Source organism: Streptomyces sp. NPDC054834, assembly GCF_053611185.1.
In genome coordinates this window covers 256,730-272,853 of sequence record NZ_JBSGZV010000009.1, presented here as the reverse complement: position 1 = coordinate 272,853, position 16,124 = coordinate 256,730, and the positions used below count along the sequence as shown (strand labels likewise).

Here is a 16,124-nt window from a genome sequence, read left to right as displayed (position 1 = left end):
GCGCGACCCCTGCCGTGGCGACGGCGCCGAGCAGCGCCGTGGCCCTGAGGAAACTGCGTCTGCCGGCGCCGGCCTGCGCGGCCTCGCCCTGGATGTGGTCATGCGAAGTACACACGTGCGCTCCGTGAGGATGGTGAAGCCGGGGAATTCAGAGGACGCGCAGTGTCCAGCTCCAATGGTGGACGCCCGCGGGGATCAGGTAGGAGGGCGCGGTGTCGGGGCCGCAGGACGCCGTGCCCACGCCACGGTGCGCCGCGTCGATGTGCACGACGCACCCGGGGCGCGGCACCAGTTCGTCATGGTGCGTGGCGGCGGTCAGGTCCCCGGCGCGGTAGCGGGTGACGGACACCTGGCGGGGCTCGTCCAGCTCCACCGCGAGTCCGGTGGCGTCGGGCGCCGACAGTGTGAAGCGCCGTACGCCGTGCCGGCCGCCGCTCTCCTGCGGCCGCAGATACGGGGTGAACAACTCGTCGACGGGAAGAGCGTGATGACCGACGGGCGCGCCGGTGCTGCGGTCCGGGTACGACTCCCAGGGGCCCTGCCCGAACCACTCCAGCAGGTCCAGGCCCGGCACCGTCTCGAAGACCGACCCGACTCGCGCCACGTCGTCGAACTCCTCGGGCAGCTCGGCCCATTCGTCCACCCGGATGCCGTCCGCGACGGGCGTGAACTCCTGGCCGTGCCGGATGACGCCGACCGTTCCGGCGTACTCGGCGAGCACGGTCACCCGGCCGCCCGCACGGTTCACGGAGACGAGCTTGCGGACCAGGGCGTCGAGCCCCCACGCCCGCCAGCGCAGCGCGACGCCGCCCAACTCGTCGTTGTCGGTGGGCGCCCGCCACAGGGACAGAGCAGGCGCGGCGGTCAGCAGGGGATGGTCCAGGAGGCCGTCGGCGTCGACCTCGACGGGCCGCTGCGTGGCGGCCACAGCGGGCAGGCCCGGGCCCGGGGCGGTGGCAGCCGCCCGCAGCCGCACCTGCGGCGCGCACACCTCGGTGCCGCGCGGCGCCCATGCCTCGTCCCGGGCCGTCCTCACCCGCAGTGTCAGCCACGCCTCGCCGCCGTCCTGCGGCAACTCCAGGGGCAGCGGCACCGCCGCCGTCTCGCCCGGCCGCAGATCGGGCAGTTCGGCCGGCGCGGTCAGCGTGCGGCCGTCGGCCAGGGACAGCTCCCACTCGGCGGCCAGCCAGTCCAGGCCGCGGAAGTGCTGGTGGTTGGCGAGCACCAGCCCCTCGTGCCGGAAACACCGGATGCGGACCGGCCCCGCGATCTCCCGGTGCTCGTGGAGGGCGGGCTTCGGGGTGCGGTCCGGGAAGACGACCCCGTCCGCGACGAACGCGCCGTCGTGGACGCTCTCGCCGAAGTCGCCGCCGTACGCCCACCGGTGGCCGGGCGCGGCGACACCGTTCGCATACAGCCCGGCGCCCGTGCGTCCGGCCGGTCTTCCGTCGTTCACGCGCTGAAGGATTCCGTGGTCCCAGAACTCCCAGATGAAGCCACCCTGAAGACCCGGGGTGGACTCGATGGCAGCCCAGTGGTCGGCGAGGGTGCCGTTGCTGTTGCCCATGGCGTGCGAGTACTCGCACTGGATCAGCGGCTTCGTCTGTTCGCCGGACAGCGCATGTGCAATACAGTCTTCGATCGGTGCATACATCGGACAGGCGATGTCGGAGGCCACGTCCGGGTCCGCCCAGCCACGCTTGGCGGCGCCCTCGTACTGCAGAGGCCGGGTCGGGTCGTGCCGCCGCACCCAGCCCGCCGCCGCGTCGTGGTTCGCGCCGTAGTCGGACTCGTTGCCCAGCGACCAGATGATCACCGACGGGTGGTTCTTGTCCCTGAGGACCATCCGGGAGACGCGGTCGACGAAGGCGTTCAGATAGCGCGGGTCGTCGGCGATCTCATGAGCGTGGTCGTGCGACTCGATGTCCGCCTCGTCGACGACGTAGAAGCCCAGCTCGTCGGCGAGGTCGTACAGGGAGGGGTCGTTCGGGTAATGGGAGGTGCGGATCGCGTTGAAGCCGAAACGCTTCAGCAGGCTGAGGTCCGCGTGCATGTCGTCGTACGACACCGTGCGGCCGGTCAGCGGATGGAAGTCGTGCCGGTTGACGCCCCGGATGAACACCCGCTCGCCGTTGACCAGCAGATCCCGGCCGACGATCGCCACGTCGCGGAAGCCCACCCGGTGGCGGAAGGTGTCGGCGACCGTGCCGTCCGCGCGGTGCAGCCGGACGGACAGGTCGTAGAGCTCCGGCAGCTCGGCGTTCCAGGTCCGCACCTCGGGCACGGTGGTCCGCAGCCGCGCCTCGCCGAGAAAGTCGGAGACCCGCTCGTCGTCGGCGTTGACCCGGTCGAACTCGGCGTCCTGGGCGATGGGATGCCCGTCCAGATCCCCGCTGACGTACCACCCTTCGGGGAGCGCCCCGCCGCCCGCGTCCCGCACCTGGCAGTCCACCGTGAGCTCGCCGCTGTGCCGCGCCCGTACGGTGACGTCGGCCAGGTGCAGGGGGTCTGTCGTGTACAGCAGCACCGATCGGGTGATCCCGCCGTGCCACCAGTGGTCCTGGTCCTCGATGTGCGAGGTGTCCGACCACTTCACCACCGTCAGCCGTACGACCGCCCGCTCTCCCGGGCGGACCAGGTCCGTCAGGTCGAAGTCGGCCGCGAGGTGGGAGTCCTTGGAGATGCCGACGGGCTGTCCGTCCACGTGTACGAGCAGGACGCTCTCGGCGGCGCCGACCTGGAGCACGATCCGGCGGCCGGCCCACTCGGCCGGGACGTCCACCGGACGTTCGTACACACCCGTCGGGTTGGCCGCGGGCGACTGTGGCGGGTATTCCGCGAATGGCATACGGACGTTCGTGTACTGGGGCAGGTCGATTGCATACCGCGATTCGCCGATCGTATGCGACAGCCCGGCCCCCGTGTCCTGCATCGTCCAGGCCCCCGGAACGTGCGCCGACGACCACACATCACCGAGCGGCGCGTCGGGCGCCGGCAGCAACTGGAAACGCCAGTCGCCGTCCAGGGACACGGCCCCCGCCCGGCGGTCGACCGCGTGCATCGGCAGCCGACCCCAGGAAGTCACCTCGGGTGCCTCCCAGGGACGCAGGGCGATCAGTGGATCGCATGACATCAGCGGATCGCGTGACATCAGCGGATGGCCCCCTTGGCGAGGTCGCCGATCATCTGCCGGGCGCCGATCGCGAACACGATCAGCAGCGGGATGAGGGCGAGCAGCGCGCCGGTCATCACCATGCCGTAGTCGGTGGTGCCGTGCACGCCGTTGAGCTGGGACAGGGCCACCTGAAGGGTGACGTTGTCCGGATTGGTGAGGGCGATCAGGGGCCAGGCGTAGTCGTTCCACTGACCCATGAAGGTGAAGATGCCGAGGAAGGCGAGTCCCGGGCGGACCACGGGGAGCGCCACGTGCCAGTACTGGCGCAGGAAGTTCGCGCCGTCGAGCTTCGAGGCGTCGAGCAGTTCGTCGTGGATGGCGCTCTTCATGTACTGGCGCATCCAGAAGATGCCGAACGCGTTGGCCGCCGCGGGCACGATGAGCGCGGTCATCGAGCCGATCCAGCCGATCTTCGCCATGATCACGAACTGGGGGATGACCTGGAGCTGCGTCGGCACCATGAAGATCGCCATCAGGAGCGCGAAGAGCACCTTGCGGCCGGGGAACTCGAACTTGGCGAAGACGAACGCGGCCAGCGAGTCGAAGAACAGGACCAGGAAGGTCACCGCGCCCGCCACCAGCAGCGAGTTGAACATCGAGCCGAAGAAGTCGATGTTGTCGAAGAGATGGCGGAGGTTCTCGAGGAAGTGTGAGCCGGGCAGCAGCTTGGGCGGGTAGGAGAAGATCTCCGACGACGTGTGCGTCGACATGATCACGGCCCAGTAGAACGGGAAGGCCGACAGGAGCAGGCCGATGACCAGCACGGCGTGCAGCGCGATGCCCCGGCTGCGGGTGCCCTTGACGGGCCTGGGCCGGCGTGTGCCTTGGATGGATGCCATGGTGACGGCCCCCTAGTCTTCGCCCCGGCGCTGCACCAGGCGCCAGTTGATGATCGAGAAGAGGATGACGACGAGGAAGATGCCCCAGGCCACGGCGGCGCCGTAACCGAAGTCGTTGTTGTCGAAGGTCTGCTGGAAGAAGTAGAGGACCATCGTCCGGCCCGCGTGACCCGGACCGCCCGAGAATGTCGAGTCGTTGGAGGTGTTCTGGAGCAGCACCTGCGGTTCGGAGAAGCTCTGCAGACCGGTGACGGTCGAGACGACGAGCACGAACAGCAGCGTCGGGCGCAGCAACGGCAGGGTCACCCGGAGGAACGTCTGCACGGGCCCGGCCCCGTCCATGCGCGCGGCCTCGTACAGTTCACCGGGAATCGTCTGCAGGCCGGCGAGGAAGATGATCGCGTTGTAGCCGGTCCACTGCCAGGTCATCAGCGTCGCGATGGCGACCTTGATGCCCCACGGTGTGTTCAGCCAGGCCACCTGGTCCAGGCCGACCGCCTGGAGAAAAGCGTTGACCAGGCCGAAGTTGGTGGAGAAGACCGACCCGAAGATGATCGCGATCGCCACGACGGAGGTGACGTTCGGTAGGAAGTAGGCGACGCGGTAGAGGTTCTTGAAGCGGACCGCCGAGTTGAGCATGACGGCGGTGACCATCGCCAGGGCGATCATGGGGAAGGTGGCCAGCGCCCAGATGACGATCGTGTTCCCGATCGACTGCCAGAAGTCGCTGTCGCTCAGCAGGTACTGGTACTGCCCCAGGCCCGCCCACTCCATCGGGCCGAGCCCGTCCCAGCGGTGGAAGGACAGGTAGAGCGAGAAGCCGACGGGGATCAGGCCGAAGGCGAGGAAGAGGAGGTAGAAGGGCGAGATCGCGGCGTAGAGGTGCCAGTACTTGCGCAGGCCTCTCCGGGGCCGTGCGGCGGCTGGTTCCGCCGGCGCCACCGGGGGCTTCTCCAACGCGGGGGCGGTGGCCATCAGTAGCTCACCCCCAGGTGCTTCGCGATGCGCCGGCACTTGCTCATGGCGTCACTCCAGGCCTTCTCCGGGTCCTTGCCGAGGACGCCGACGTTCTTGATCTCGTCCTTGATCGGCTGTCCGAGCGCGATGTCGTACGGGCTGTTGTAGGCGACCGCGATCTTCTGTGCGGCGGGTCCGAAGACGTCCGTGGTGATCTGGCCGCCGAAGAAGGGGTCGGGTTCGCGCAGTTGCTTCAGGCCGTACGAGGCGGGGGTGGAGGGGAACAGGCCCGCGTCGACGTACCCCTGGGCCTGGTTGGCCGCGTCGAGCATCCAGGCGACGATCTCGAAGGCCCGCTCGGGTTCCCGGCACGCCTTGGTGATCGACAGGAAGGAGCCGCCGTTGTTGGAGGGCCGCACGGGCATGTCGGCGATCCGCCACCTGCCCTTGGTCTTCGGTACGCCGTTCTTCAGGTCGTAGGTCGCCCAGGAGGCGCCCAGCTGGCTGGGCAGTTTGCCGTCCTCGACGGCCGAGAGCTGGTCCGGGGTGCCGGTGACCAGGTTCGAGACGAGCCCCCGCCGCTTGGCCTGAACGGCGAGCGCCCAGGCGTGGCGCACGTGTTCCTGGTCGCCGATGAAGTGGCGGTCCTTGTCGACGTACCGTTTGGCGCCCTGCTGCACCACGTTCTCGAACACGCTGTTGACGTCGGTCAGCAGGGAGGTCCCGGGGATCCGCTTCCTGAGCCGCTCGCCCGCGGCGAAGAACTTCTCCCAGGTGTCCAGCTCCTTCGACACGTCCGCGGGCTCGTACGGCAGCCCCGCCTTGCGGAAGACCTCGTACTGGTAGAGGTGCGCGACCGGGCCGCAGTCGATCGGGAAGCCGATCATGCGGCCGTCGTCGGCGATGCCCTGTTCCCACTTCCACGGCAGGTACTGGCTCTTGTACGTGTCGGCGCCCAGGGTCCGCAGGTCCACGAACTGGTCGGCGTTGGGCAGGTAGGACGCCATGTCCTCGCCCTTGAGGCCCGCGATGTCGGGGATGTGTGCCCGGCCGGCCATGGTGGTGATCAGCTTGGAGCGGTAGTAGCCGCCGATCTTGATCGCTTGCAGGGCGACCGTGCTGTCGTAGCGGGCCTTGGTCCGTTTCACGACCGTGTCGCCGAGGCCGCCGTCCCAGTACCACAGGACCATGTTCCGGCCGGTCGAACCGGTCGGGACGGCGCAGCCGGACGCCAGGCCGCCGAGGGCCGTGGCAGCCGTGCCGGCCAGGCCGGCGCGCAGCAGGCCTCTTCGTGAGAGCCGCACAGCTCCCACCGCCTTTCGGGATCTTCTCGCGACGCCGCGGACGCGCGATTTCGCGGATGTACGGGGATCAGTGCTGCGGTGCGGGAGGGGTGACCGGGGCGTAGCGGACGGGAGGGCCGGGGTCGGCCGGCAGGCGGTCCGCGAGGAAGCCGTACGCCCGGCGCAGCTCGGGGCCGGTCAGCGAGCGCCACCAGCGGTCGACGCCGTACCAGCCGGGGGCCGCCGGCGCGCCGCCGTGGTGCTGGACGGACAGCCCGGCGGCCAGGACGGCGAACCGCAGCCGCTCATCGAGCGGCCAGCCGCCGAGGGAGGCCGCGACGAAACTCGCGCCGAAGACGTCGCCGGCGCCCGTCGCGTCCAGGACGTCGACCTCGAGGGCGGGGACCTCCGCGTACTCGCCGGTCGTCTGGTCGACGGCCATCGCGCCGTCGCCGCCCCGGGTCACGACGGCCACCGGCACCAGTTCGGAGAGCGTGCCGAGGGCGGCGGCCGCGCTGTCGGTGCGGGTGTATGCCATCGCCTCGGTCTCGTTGGGGAGGAAGGCATGGCACAGGGCGAGCTGCCCGAGGAGGTCGGTGGACCACTGCTGGGTGGGGTCCCATCCGACGTCGGCGTAGATCCGGGTGCCGTTCGCGGCGGCCTTGGCGAGCCACTCGCGCGGTTCGGCCTCGATGTGCACGAGGGCCGTGCGTGCTTCGGGAGGGTCGCCCATCAGCGCGTCCTGCGAGAAGGGGGGCTCCTGGCCGTGGGTGACGAGGGCCCGGTCCTGGCCCTGGGCGAGGCAGCCGGTGACCGGGGTGGGCCAGCCGTCAGCGACGCGGGAGAGGGAGAGGTCGACGCCTTCCTGGCCGGCGAGGATCTCCTGGCAGTGGGCGCCGTAGAAGTCGTCCCCGAAGACCGTGGCCAGCGAGGTGCGCAGGCCGAACCGGGCGGCCGCCACCGCGAGGTTGGCGATGCCGCCGGGGCCGCAGCCCATCCCGGTCGTCCAGATCTCCTCGCCGGGTGTCGGCGGCTTGCCCAGTCCGGTGAGGACGAGGTCGTAGAAGAGCAGCCCGGTCAGCAGCACATCGGGCCGGTCGTCGTCCACGGAAGCGTCCTCTCGTCGGCTCGTCAGAACTCTGCAAATTCAATGCCCGGAATCGTGCGCTGCTCCGCGAGTTTGGTCAATACCCGAGCAGAACTGAGCATGGAAATGATTGAAGATGACGAGTAGTGTTCACGGCGTGCTGGCAGAACGACGACACCAACTCATCCTGCGGGCCCTGCGCTCCGGCGGCCCCGCGGCCGTGACCGATCTCTCCGAGCAGCTCGGCGTGAGCCCGGCCACGATCAGGCGTGACCTGGTCAAACTCGAGGACGACGGCCTGCTCACCCGGGTGCACGGCGGCGCGGTCGCCGAGGAGGGCGACCAGCCCTTCGCCGAGGTCGCCGAGGTCCGGGTGCCGGAGAAGGACGCGATAGCGGCGCACGCGGCGGCGATGGTCAAGGACGGTCAGTCGGTGCTGCTCGACATCGGCACCACCGCCTACCGCCTGGCCCGCCAGCTGCACGGCCGCCGCCTCACCGTGATCACCAGCAACCTGGTGGTGTACGACGAACTCGCCGACGACGAGGGCATCGAGCTGGTGCTGCTCGGCGGCATGGTCCGCCGCGAGTACCGCTCCCTGGTCGGTTTCCTCACCGAGGACAACCTGCGCCAGCTGCACGCCGACTGGCTCTTCCTGGGCACCAGCGGTGTACGCCCGGGCGGGCAGGTGATGGACACGACGGTCGTCGAGGTGCCGGTGAAGCGGGCCATGATCAAAGCGAGCGGCAAAGTCGTCCTGCTCGCCGACTCGGCCAAGTTCCCGGGTACGGGTATGGCGAAGGTCTGCGGTCCCGAGGACCTGGACGTGGTGGTGACGAACGCGCCGGTCGACCAGGTGACCCGCTCCTCGCTGGAGGAGGCGGGCGTCGAGGTGGTCCTGGCAGGAAAGGTGCAAGCGTGAAGCTGACGATTCTGGGCGGCGGCGGGTTCCGTGTGCCGCTCGTGTACGGTGCGCTGCTGTCGGACCGCGCCGAGGGCCGGGTCACCCGGGTCGTGCTGCACGATCTGGACGCCGGCCGGCTGTCGGCGGTGACCCGGGTGCTGGCCGAGCAGGCCGCAGGGGTCCCCGACGCGCCCACGGTGACGGCGACGACCGACCTGGACGAGGCACTGCGCGGCGCCGACTTCGTGTTCTCCGCTATCCGGGTCGGCGGCCTGGAGGGACGGGCGAACGACGAGCGGGTGGCGCTCGCGGAGGGTGTGCTCGGGCAGGAGACGGTCGGCGCGGGCGGGATTGCATACGGTCTGCGAACAGTGCCTACAGTCGTCGACATCGCGCAGCGCGTCGCCCGCCTCGCCCCGGACGCCTGGGTCATCAACTTCACCAACCCGGCCGGCCTGGTCACCGAGGCGATGTCCCGCCACCTCGGCGACCGTGTCATCGGCATCTGCGACTCCCCGGTGGGCCTCGGCCGCCGGATCGCCCGCGTGCTCGGCGCGGACCCGAAGGAGGCGTGGATCGACTACGTCGGCCTCAACCACCTCGGCTGGGTCCGCGGCCTGCGCGTCGCCGGCCGCGACGAACTCCCGCGCCTGCTCGCCGATCCCGACCTGCTCGGCTCCTTCGAGGAGGGCAAGCTCTTCGGTGTCGACTGGCTCCAGTCGCTCGGCGCCGTCCCGAACGAATACCTGCACTACTACTACTTCAACCGCGAGGCCGTGCGGGCCTACAAGAGCGGCACCCAGACCCGCGGCGCCTTCCTGCGCGACCAGCAGGGCCGCTTCTACGAGGAGATGAAGAACCCCGGGGCGTCGGCCCTGAAGGCCTGGGACCGCACCCGCGCCGAGCGCGAGGCCACCTACATGGCCGAGAACCGGGAGACCGCGGGCGCCGGTGAACGCGACGCCGACGACCTCTCCGGCGGCTACGAGAAGGTGGCCCTCGCCCTCATGCGGGCCATCGCCCGCGACGAACGCACCACCCTGATCCTCAACGTTCGCAACGCCGGCGCCCTGTCGGTGCTGGACGCCGAGGCCGTCATCGAGGTCCCGTGCCTGGTCGACGCCAACGGCGCCCACCCGGTCGCCGTCGACCCGCTGCCCGACCACGCCACCGGGCTGGTCTGCGCCGTGAAGGCCGTCGAGCGGGAGGTGCTCGCCGCCGCCGAGTCCGGCTCCCGTACGACGGCCGTGAAGGCCTTCGCGCTGCACCCGCTCGTCGACTCCGTGAACGTGGCCCGCAGGCTCGTCGAGGGCTACACCGAGGTGCATCCCGGCCTGGGCTACCTCAAGTAGCCTCTCGTCGGAAAGCGCTTTCTCCCGTCTGGCTCTCCCCTCCCAGCCCGCTCCCTCCCTGGAGACCCCTCATGCACGACGAACGCCGCCGGATCGAGGAGCGCGTAGAACGCCTCCACAACCAGCGCATCAAGCCCGCGGTCTACGCGGCCACCGTTCCCTTCGCCGTCGAGGCCTGGCAGGCGCCGGGGGAGCCGGTCCCGTTCGAGGAGGCCGCGGCCGCCCCGTACAAGCCCTTCGCGATGGACACCCCGTGGGGGCCGCCCTGGGGGACGACCTGGTTCCGGATGCGCGGGCAGGTGCCGGCCGAGTGGGCCGGGCGGCGTGTCGAGGCGGTCATCGATCTGGGCTTCGTGGGCGACTGGCCGGGCAACCAGGCCGAGGCCCTGGTCCACCTCACCGACGGAAGGCCGCTGAAGGCGGTCAACCCGCTCAACCAGTACGTGCCGATCGCCAACCCGGCGGCGGGCGGCGAGAGCGTCGACTACCTGGTCGAGGCGGCCTCCAATCCCGACATCCTGGCGAACGACTTCTCGGCTCCGACGCCGCTCGGCGATGTGCTGACGGCAGGCGACCGTCCACTGTATACATTCCGCCGCGCCGACCTCGCTGTCCTGGACGAGGAGGTCTGGCACCTCGACCTCGACATCCAGGTGTTGCGTGAGCTGATGCTGGAGCTCGGCGAGCACGACCCGCGCCGGCACGAGATCATGCACGCGCTGGACCGCTCCCTCGACCTGCTGGACCTGGACGACATCGCCGGCTCGGCGGCGGATGTACGCGCGGTGCTCCAGCCGGTGCTGGCCAAGCCCGCCCACGCCAGCGCGCACGTGATCTCCGGCGTCGGCCACGCGCACATCGACTCGGCGTGGCTGTGGCCGATCCGTGAGACCAAGCGCAAGACGTCCCGCACCTTCTCCAACGTCACGTCCCTCGCCGACGAGTACGAGGAGTTCGTCTTCGCCTGCTCCCAGGCCCAGCAGTACGAGTGGGTGCGCGACAACTACCCGCACGTGTGGGCCCGGATCCAGGAGTCGGTGAAGAAGGGCCAGTGGGCGCCGGTCGGCGGCATGTGGGTGGAGGCCGACGGCAACCTGCCCGGCGGCGAGGCCATCGCCCGCCAGCTGATCCACGGCAAGCGGTTCTTCATCGAGCACTTCGGCATCGAGACCAAGGGTGTCTGGCTGCCGGACTCCTTCGGCTACACCGCCGCCTACCCGCAGCTCGCCAAGCTCGCGGGCAACGACTGGTTCCTGACCCAGAAGATCTCCTGGAACCAGACCAACAAGTTCCCCCACCACACCTTCTGGTGGGAGGGCATCGACGGCACCCGCATCTTCACCCACTTCCCGCCGGTCGACACCTACAACGCCCGCTTCAGCGGCGAGGAGATGTCCCGCGCCGTGCGCAACTACTCCGAGAAGGGCGGCGCCACCCGATCCCTCGCCCCGTTCGGCTGGGGCGACGGCGGTGGCGGCCCGACCCGCGAGATCATGGAGCGGGCGCGGCGACTGAAGAACCTGGAGGGCTCCCCGAGGGTCGAGGTCGAACACCCCGACGCGTTCTTCGCCAAGGCCCGCGAGGAGTACCCCGACGCCCCGGTGTGGGTCGGTGAGCTGTACCTGGAGCTGCACCGGGCCACGTACACCTCGCAGGCCCGCACCAAGCAGGGCAACCGGCGCAGTGAACACCGGCTGCGCGAGGCGGAGTTGTGGGCGACGACGGCCGCGCTGCACGCCCCGGGCTACGCCTACCCGTACGAGAGGCTGGACCGGCTGTGGAAGACGGTGCTGCTGCACCAGTTCCACGACATCCTCCCGGGATCGTCGATCGCCTGGGTGCACCGCGAGGCGGAGGCCGAGTACGCACGGGTGGCCGCCGAGTTGGAGGAGCTGACGCGTGAGGCCGTGGCCGCGCTGGGCGGCGGGACCCGCGTGTTCAACACCAGCCCGTTCCACCGGGCGGAGGTCGTCCGTACGGCCGGCGGTGCACCGGCGTACGCCGAGGTGCCGGCGAGCGGCAGCGGGTCCCTCGGGGTCGCCGAGCCGCCGCGGCCGGTGACGGTGAACGGCCGGGTCCTGGACAACGGGCTGGTCCGTGTGGAGGTGGCGGAAGACGGCACACTGTCGTCTGTATACGATCTTCGTATGCAGCGCGAGGTCCTCGCCGACCGCGGCAACCTCCTCCGCCTGCACACCGACCTCCCCAACTACTGGGACGCCTGGGACATCGACAAGCACTACAAGAACCGCTACACCGACCTGCTGGAACCGGACTCCGTGACGGTCGTCGAGGAGGACCCGCTGCTCGGCGCGATCCGCGTGGAGCGCAGCTTCGGCAAGGGCTCGAAGATCACCCAGACGATCACCCTGCGCGCCGGCAGCCCCCGCATCGACTTCGAGACCGACATCGACTGGCACGAGGCCGAGAAGATCCTCAAGGCGGGCTTCCCCGTGGACATCCGGGCCCCGCACTCCAGTGCGGAGATCCAGTTCGGCCACGTCCAGCGGCCCACCCACACCAACACCAGCTGGGAGGCGGCCCGCTTCGAGGTCTCCGGCCACCGCTGGGTGCACATCGGCGAGCCCGGCTACGGCGTCGCGGTCATCAACGACTCCACCTACGGCCACGACGTCTCCCGCACCGTCCGCGAGGACGGCGGCACGACGACCACGGTCCGCCTCAGCCTGGTCCGCGCCCCGCGTGTCCCGGACCCGGGCGCCGACCAGGGTCGCCACCGCTTCACCTACTCCCTGCTGCCCGGCGCGAGCATCGCCGACGCGGTCGCCGAGGGCTACGCCCTCAACCTTCCCCTGCGCGTGGCCGATTCGGCGGGCGCGCCCGGCCCGGCGCCCGAGCCGGTCGTCTCCGTGGACGGCGAGGGTGTCACCGTCGAGGCGGTCAAGCTCGCCGACGACGCCTCGGGCGATGTCGTGGTCCGCCTGTACGAGTCCCGCGGCGGCCGTGCCCAGGGCGTGCTGCGCACCGGCTTCCCGCTCGCGCGCGCCCAGGTGACCGACCTGCTGGAGCGGCCGCTGGCGGACGCGGAGAGGGACGCCGACGGCGGGGTGACCGTCGCCCTGCGGCCCTTCCAGATCCTCACCCTGCGCCTTGGCCGGGCCGAGGGGAGCTGACCGGTGTCCATGCAACCCTGGTTCACCGACGCCAAGTTGGGGATCTTCGTCCACTGGGGCATCTACGCCGTCGACGGCGTCCAGGAGTCGTGGTCCTTCTACGACGACATCGTGCCGTACGACCGGTACATGTCCCAGCTCGGCCGCTTCACCGGCGCCCATTACGACCCGCGCGCCTGGGCCGGCCTGTTCGCCCGTGCCGGCGCCAGGTACGCCGTCCTCACCAGCCGGCACCACGACGGTGTCGCCCTGTGGGACACCGCGTACGGCGACCTCAACCTGGGCCGCGACTACGTGTCCGGGTACGCCGACGCCCTGCGCGAGCAGGGCCTGAAGGTCGGCCTCTACTACTCGCACTCCGACTGGAGCCACCCCGACTACGCCACCACCCGAAAGCCGGGCCGCCCTCCGGAGATGGAGGAAAACCGGTACTCCGAATGCCCGGCCGAGGACGAGGATCTCGACGCCTGGGAGCGGTTCATCGCCTACCGCGACGGCCAGATCCGTGAACTGGCCTCCCGCTACCGGCCCGACCTGATGTGGTTCGACGGCGAGTGGGACCGCAGCGAGGAGCAGTGGCGCATCAAGGAACTCGCCGCGCTCATCCGCTCCTACGTCCCCCATGTCGTCTTCAACGCCCGCATGCTCAGCGAGGGCGACTACGCCACCCCCGAGCAGGGTGCCCCCATCGTGCCGCCGGACGGCCCCTGGGAGCTGTGCCTGACGATCAACGACTCGTGGGGGTACCAGCACCACGACCACAACCACAAGTCGCTCGCGCAGCTGATCCGGTACTTCACCGAGACCATCGGCGGGGGCGGCAACCTGCTGCTCGACGTCGGGCCGATGGAGGACGGCACCATCCCGCAGCCGCAGGTCGAGCGGCTCGAAGGCCTGGGGGAGTGGATCCGCAGGCACGCCGAGGCCGTGTACGGGACGGTGCGCGGGCTGCCCGCCGGGCACCACTACGGGCCCAGCACCCTCTCCCGCGACCGCCGCACCCTGTATCTGACCCTGTTCGACGTGCCGCGCGCCGAGATCGGCGTCCGGGGACTTGCCACACCGGTCCGCAGGGTGACCGTGCTCGGCAGCGGTACCGAGCTCGGCCACCGGGTCGTCGGCGGGCTGCACGAGGCCGTCGGCGTGCTGTGGATCGACCCGCCCGCCGCGTCCGACCTCGATCCGTACGCCACCGTGCTCGCCGTCGAACTGGACGGCGAACTGGAGCTGTACAGGGGAGCGGGCCGGTTCTGAACCGGGGGTCGGTCCGGTTCTGAACCGGCCTTCCCATCAAGAATCAAGGAAGCGGTAGAGCCCCTGCTCATGGCGGTGTTTCCAGCCGCCGTGACCAGGGTCTCGACGTCCATGTGGTGAGGTACGAGGACCTCACCACCGAGCCGGAGCGGGCCACGCGCGGCCTGTGCGAGTACCTCGGCGTCGAGTGGGAGAGGGGCATGCTCGACTACGGCACCAAGGACCACGGCGCCTTCCGTCCGCAGCTCGGCGACTGGTCGCCGACCATCAGGTCGGGCCGCATCCAGGCGGCCCGACCCGCCGACCCTGCGGCCGAACTGCCGCCGCGGCTCGCGGACATCGCGAAGGCGTAGGGGTACCCGGTCGGGGCACCCCCACGCCGCTGACGGTACGGCTCAGCCGGTGAAGCCGGCCGTGATCGAGGTGAACTGCCAGTTGTTCTGGCTGATGCCGGAGCAGTTGCTCACCACGCCGCCGCCCGCGCACGGCCGGTCGCGGTTGACCGCCCAGAAGGCGAGGCGGGCGATGTGGTGGGAGTTCGCCCAGTCCCGGATCTGGGTCCAGATCGCCGGGGTGGTGTTCTCCTGCTGGTCGGACAGGCCGTTCATGCCGGAGATGCCGATGTGGGAGTAGGCGGTGGCGTCGTCCCACCCGAAGGTCGACTTCAGGTTGGTCTTCAGCCCCTCGGCGGCGTTCACGGTGTTGCCGTACATGTCGGAGCCGCCGCCGAAGTCGAACGGCATGATCGTGAAGACGTCGATGTTCGCGCCGAGCGACTGCGCCTGCTCGATGAGCCGGTTGCCGTAGTAGGTCGGGCCGGTGGTCGACGTGCCGAAGGTGACGATCGTCTTCAGGCCCGGGTTGTTGGCCTTGACGGTCTTCAGCGCGGTGAGGATCTTCGCCTGCACGGCCTCGTTCTCGAACTCGTCCGAGTTCTCGATGTCCATGTCGATCGCCTTCAGGGAGTAGGCGTCGATCACCTTCTGCAGGGCTCCGGAAAGCGCGCTCGCGGAGGAGCAGTTGGCGCCGAGCTTGCTGCCCTGCCAGCCGCCGAACGACGGGACGATGTCACCGCCGGCGGAGCGGATGGCGTTGATGGCGCTCTGGTCGGCGCCGCCGGTGAGCGGCCGGCTGCCGTCCCAGGCGGGGTTGCAGCCACCGGAGTCGAGCACGAAGGCCATTGTGAACCACTTGATGCCGGTCGCGCTCATCACCGTGCTCGGGCTCGGGGGATCGCCCCAGCCCTCGAAGAGATAGGGCGCGGCCTGCTTGAAGCCGGTGCCGCCGCCGCTGCCCGCGTCGGTGGTGACGGACACGGAGTTGGAGGCCGCGGAGGTGTTCCCGGCGGCGTCCCGCGCCTTCACGGTGAAGGTGTACGACGTGCTCGGCGACAGCCCGCTGACCGTGGCGGACGTACCGGACACGCTGAGGACCTGGCTCGAGCCGCTGTAGATGTCGTACGCGGTCACGCCCACGTTGTCCGAGGAGGCGTTCCACTTCAGCGACACGCTCGAGGAGGTCTTGCCCGTGGAGCTCAGCCCGGTGGGCGTGGTGGGTGCCTGGGTGTCCGAACCGCCGCCTCCGCCGGGCCCGTCGAGGCTGATGTCGTCGGCGTAGTAGGTGCCCTGCGCGTACCAGCCGTGGACGTAGATCGTGGCGCTGGTCTGCGAGGCGCCGGTGGTGAAGGACACCGACAGCTGGCTGTAGGCGGACGGGGACGTGGTCCAGGTGGAGGCGCCGCCGTTGACGCCGAGGTAGACGTAGCTGCCGCGCACCCAGCCGCTGAGGCTGTACGTCGTGTTCGGCTGGACGGAGACGGTCTGGTTGCACTGCGCGTTGTCGCTCGAACTGACCGCCCCGGCAAGGGCCTTGGAGCCGCCGTGCACGGGGGAGGAGACGACCGAGCCGAGGTTTCCGGTGCAGGTCCAGGGGGAGAGCCCGCCCGATTCGAAGCCCGGGTTGGTGAGGATGTTGGCCGCGTGGGCGGTGCCGGGGAGGGCGATGGCGCCGGCCAGGGCCAGGGCCGCGGAGCCGAGCAGGGCGAGGAGACGGCGTCTGGAACGCCGGAGTGTGTTGCGCACGCGTTCTCCCTGAAGTGATGGGGTGTTCGGGAGTGCACGAAGGTGTGCGGGGAGTGCG

General features: G+C 70.2%; 11 protein-coding genes. 5 read left to right on the top strand and 6 right to left on the bottom strand.

Annotated elements, in window-relative coordinates; genetic code table 11:
* Positions 1–148: 148 nt before the first annotated feature.
* From ACWGJM_RS15805 to ACWGJM_RS15785, 5 genes are all read right to left on the bottom strand, one after another.
* Positions 149–3,133: a glycoside hydrolase family 2 TIM barrel-domain containing protein gene (locus ACWGJM_RS15805; protein ID WP_453412237.1), complete on the bottom strand. Its 2,985-nt coding sequence runs from the start codon at positions 3,131–3,133 to the stop codon at positions 149–151.
* Positions 3,134–3,150: 17 nt separating this feature from the next.
* On the bottom strand, positions 3,151–4,014 hold the full coding sequence (locus ACWGJM_RS15800) for a carbohydrate ABC transporter permease (RefSeq protein ID WP_453412236.1): 864 nt from the start codon (positions 4,012–4,014) through the stop codon (positions 3,151–3,153).
* A 12-nt stretch (positions 4,015–4,026) separates the two neighbouring features.
* The gene (locus ACWGJM_RS15795; RefSeq protein ID WP_453412235.1) at positions 4,027–4,989 is read right to left on the bottom strand and encodes a carbohydrate ABC transporter permease; all 963 of its coding nucleotides are present in this window, start codon (positions 4,987–4,989) and stop codon (positions 4,027–4,029) included.
* Positions 4,989–6,275, bottom strand: a complete 1,287-nt coding sequence (locus tag ACWGJM_RS15790) for an ABC transporter substrate-binding protein (RefSeq protein WP_453412234.1) — start codon at positions 6,273–6,275, stop codon at positions 4,989–4,991. Before ACWGJM_RS15790 ends, ACWGJM_RS15795 begins: the two co-directional genes overlap by 1 nt.
* Positions 6,276–6,342: 67 nt before the next feature.
* Positions 6,343–7,362 (bottom strand): carbohydrate kinase family protein, encoded by a 1,020-nt coding sequence (locus ACWGJM_RS15785; RefSeq protein WP_453412233.1) that lies wholly within the window; start codon positions 7,360–7,362, stop codon positions 6,343–6,345.
* Positions 7,363–7,498: 136 nt separating this feature from the next.
* On the opposite strand from ACWGJM_RS15785, the gene ACWGJM_RS15780 reads away from it, so the two are divergent.
* The 5 genes from ACWGJM_RS15780 (at position 7,499) to ACWGJM_RS15760 (ending at position 14,338) form a co-directional block, all read left to right on the top strand.
* Positions 7,499–8,263, top strand: coding sequence for a DeoR/GlpR family DNA-binding transcription regulator (locus ACWGJM_RS15780; RefSeq protein WP_453412232.1), 765 nt, complete (start codon positions 7,499–7,501; stop codon positions 8,261–8,263).
* The gene (locus ACWGJM_RS15775; RefSeq protein WP_453412231.1) at positions 8,260–9,597 is read left to right on the top strand and encodes a 6-phospho-beta-glucosidase; all 1,338 of its coding nucleotides are present in this window, start codon (positions 8,260–8,262) and stop codon (positions 9,595–9,597) included. The genes ACWGJM_RS15780 and ACWGJM_RS15775 overlap by 4 nt, the downstream gene beginning before the upstream one ends.
* A 71-nt stretch (positions 9,598–9,668) precedes the next feature.
* Entirely contained in the window at positions 9,669–12,731 is a 3,063-nt protein-coding gene (locus ACWGJM_RS15770) for an alpha-mannosidase (protein WP_453412230.1), read from the top strand.
* Between the two features lie 3 nt (positions 12,732–12,734).
* Complete coding sequence (locus ACWGJM_RS15765; RefSeq protein ID WP_453412229.1) at positions 12,735–13,985, top strand: alpha-L-fucosidase; 1,251 nt, start codon at positions 12,735–12,737, stop codon at positions 13,983–13,985.
* Positions 13,986–14,101: 116 nt separating this feature from the next.
* Entirely contained in the window at positions 14,102–14,338 is a 237-nt protein-coding gene (locus ACWGJM_RS15760; protein ID WP_453412228.1) for a hypothetical protein, read from the top strand.
* 42 nt (positions 14,339–14,380) lie between these two features.
* Here ACWGJM_RS15760 and ACWGJM_RS15755 read toward each other — a convergent pair whose 3' ends face one another.
* Positions 14,381–16,066 carry a carbohydrate binding domain-containing protein gene (locus tag ACWGJM_RS15755; protein WP_453412227.1) on the bottom strand — a complete coding sequence of 562 codons (1,686 nt, stop codon included), beginning with the start codon at positions 16,064–16,066 and terminating at the stop codon, positions 14,381–14,383.
* Positions 16,067–16,124 lie beyond the last annotated feature (58 nt).

What these genes read in the sequence shown, in the direction of transcription:
- ACWGJM_RS15805 (WP_453412237.1), bottom strand. Translation starts at nt 3,133, where the DNA reads ATGTCATGCGATCCACTGATCGCCCTGCGTCCCTGGGAGGCACCCGAG.
- ACWGJM_RS15795 (WP_453412235.1), bottom strand. Translation starts at nt 4,989, where the DNA reads ATGGCCACCGCCCCCGCGTTGGAGAAGCCCCCGGTGGCGCCGGCGGAA.
- ACWGJM_RS15800 (WP_453412236.1), bottom strand. Translation starts at nt 4,014, where the DNA reads ATGGCATCCATCCAAGGCACACGCCGGCCCAGGCCCGTCAAGGGCACC.
- ACWGJM_RS15770 (WP_453412230.1), top strand. Translation starts at nt 9,669, where the DNA reads ATGCACGACGAACGCCGCCGGATCGAGGAGCGCGTAGAACGCCTCCAC.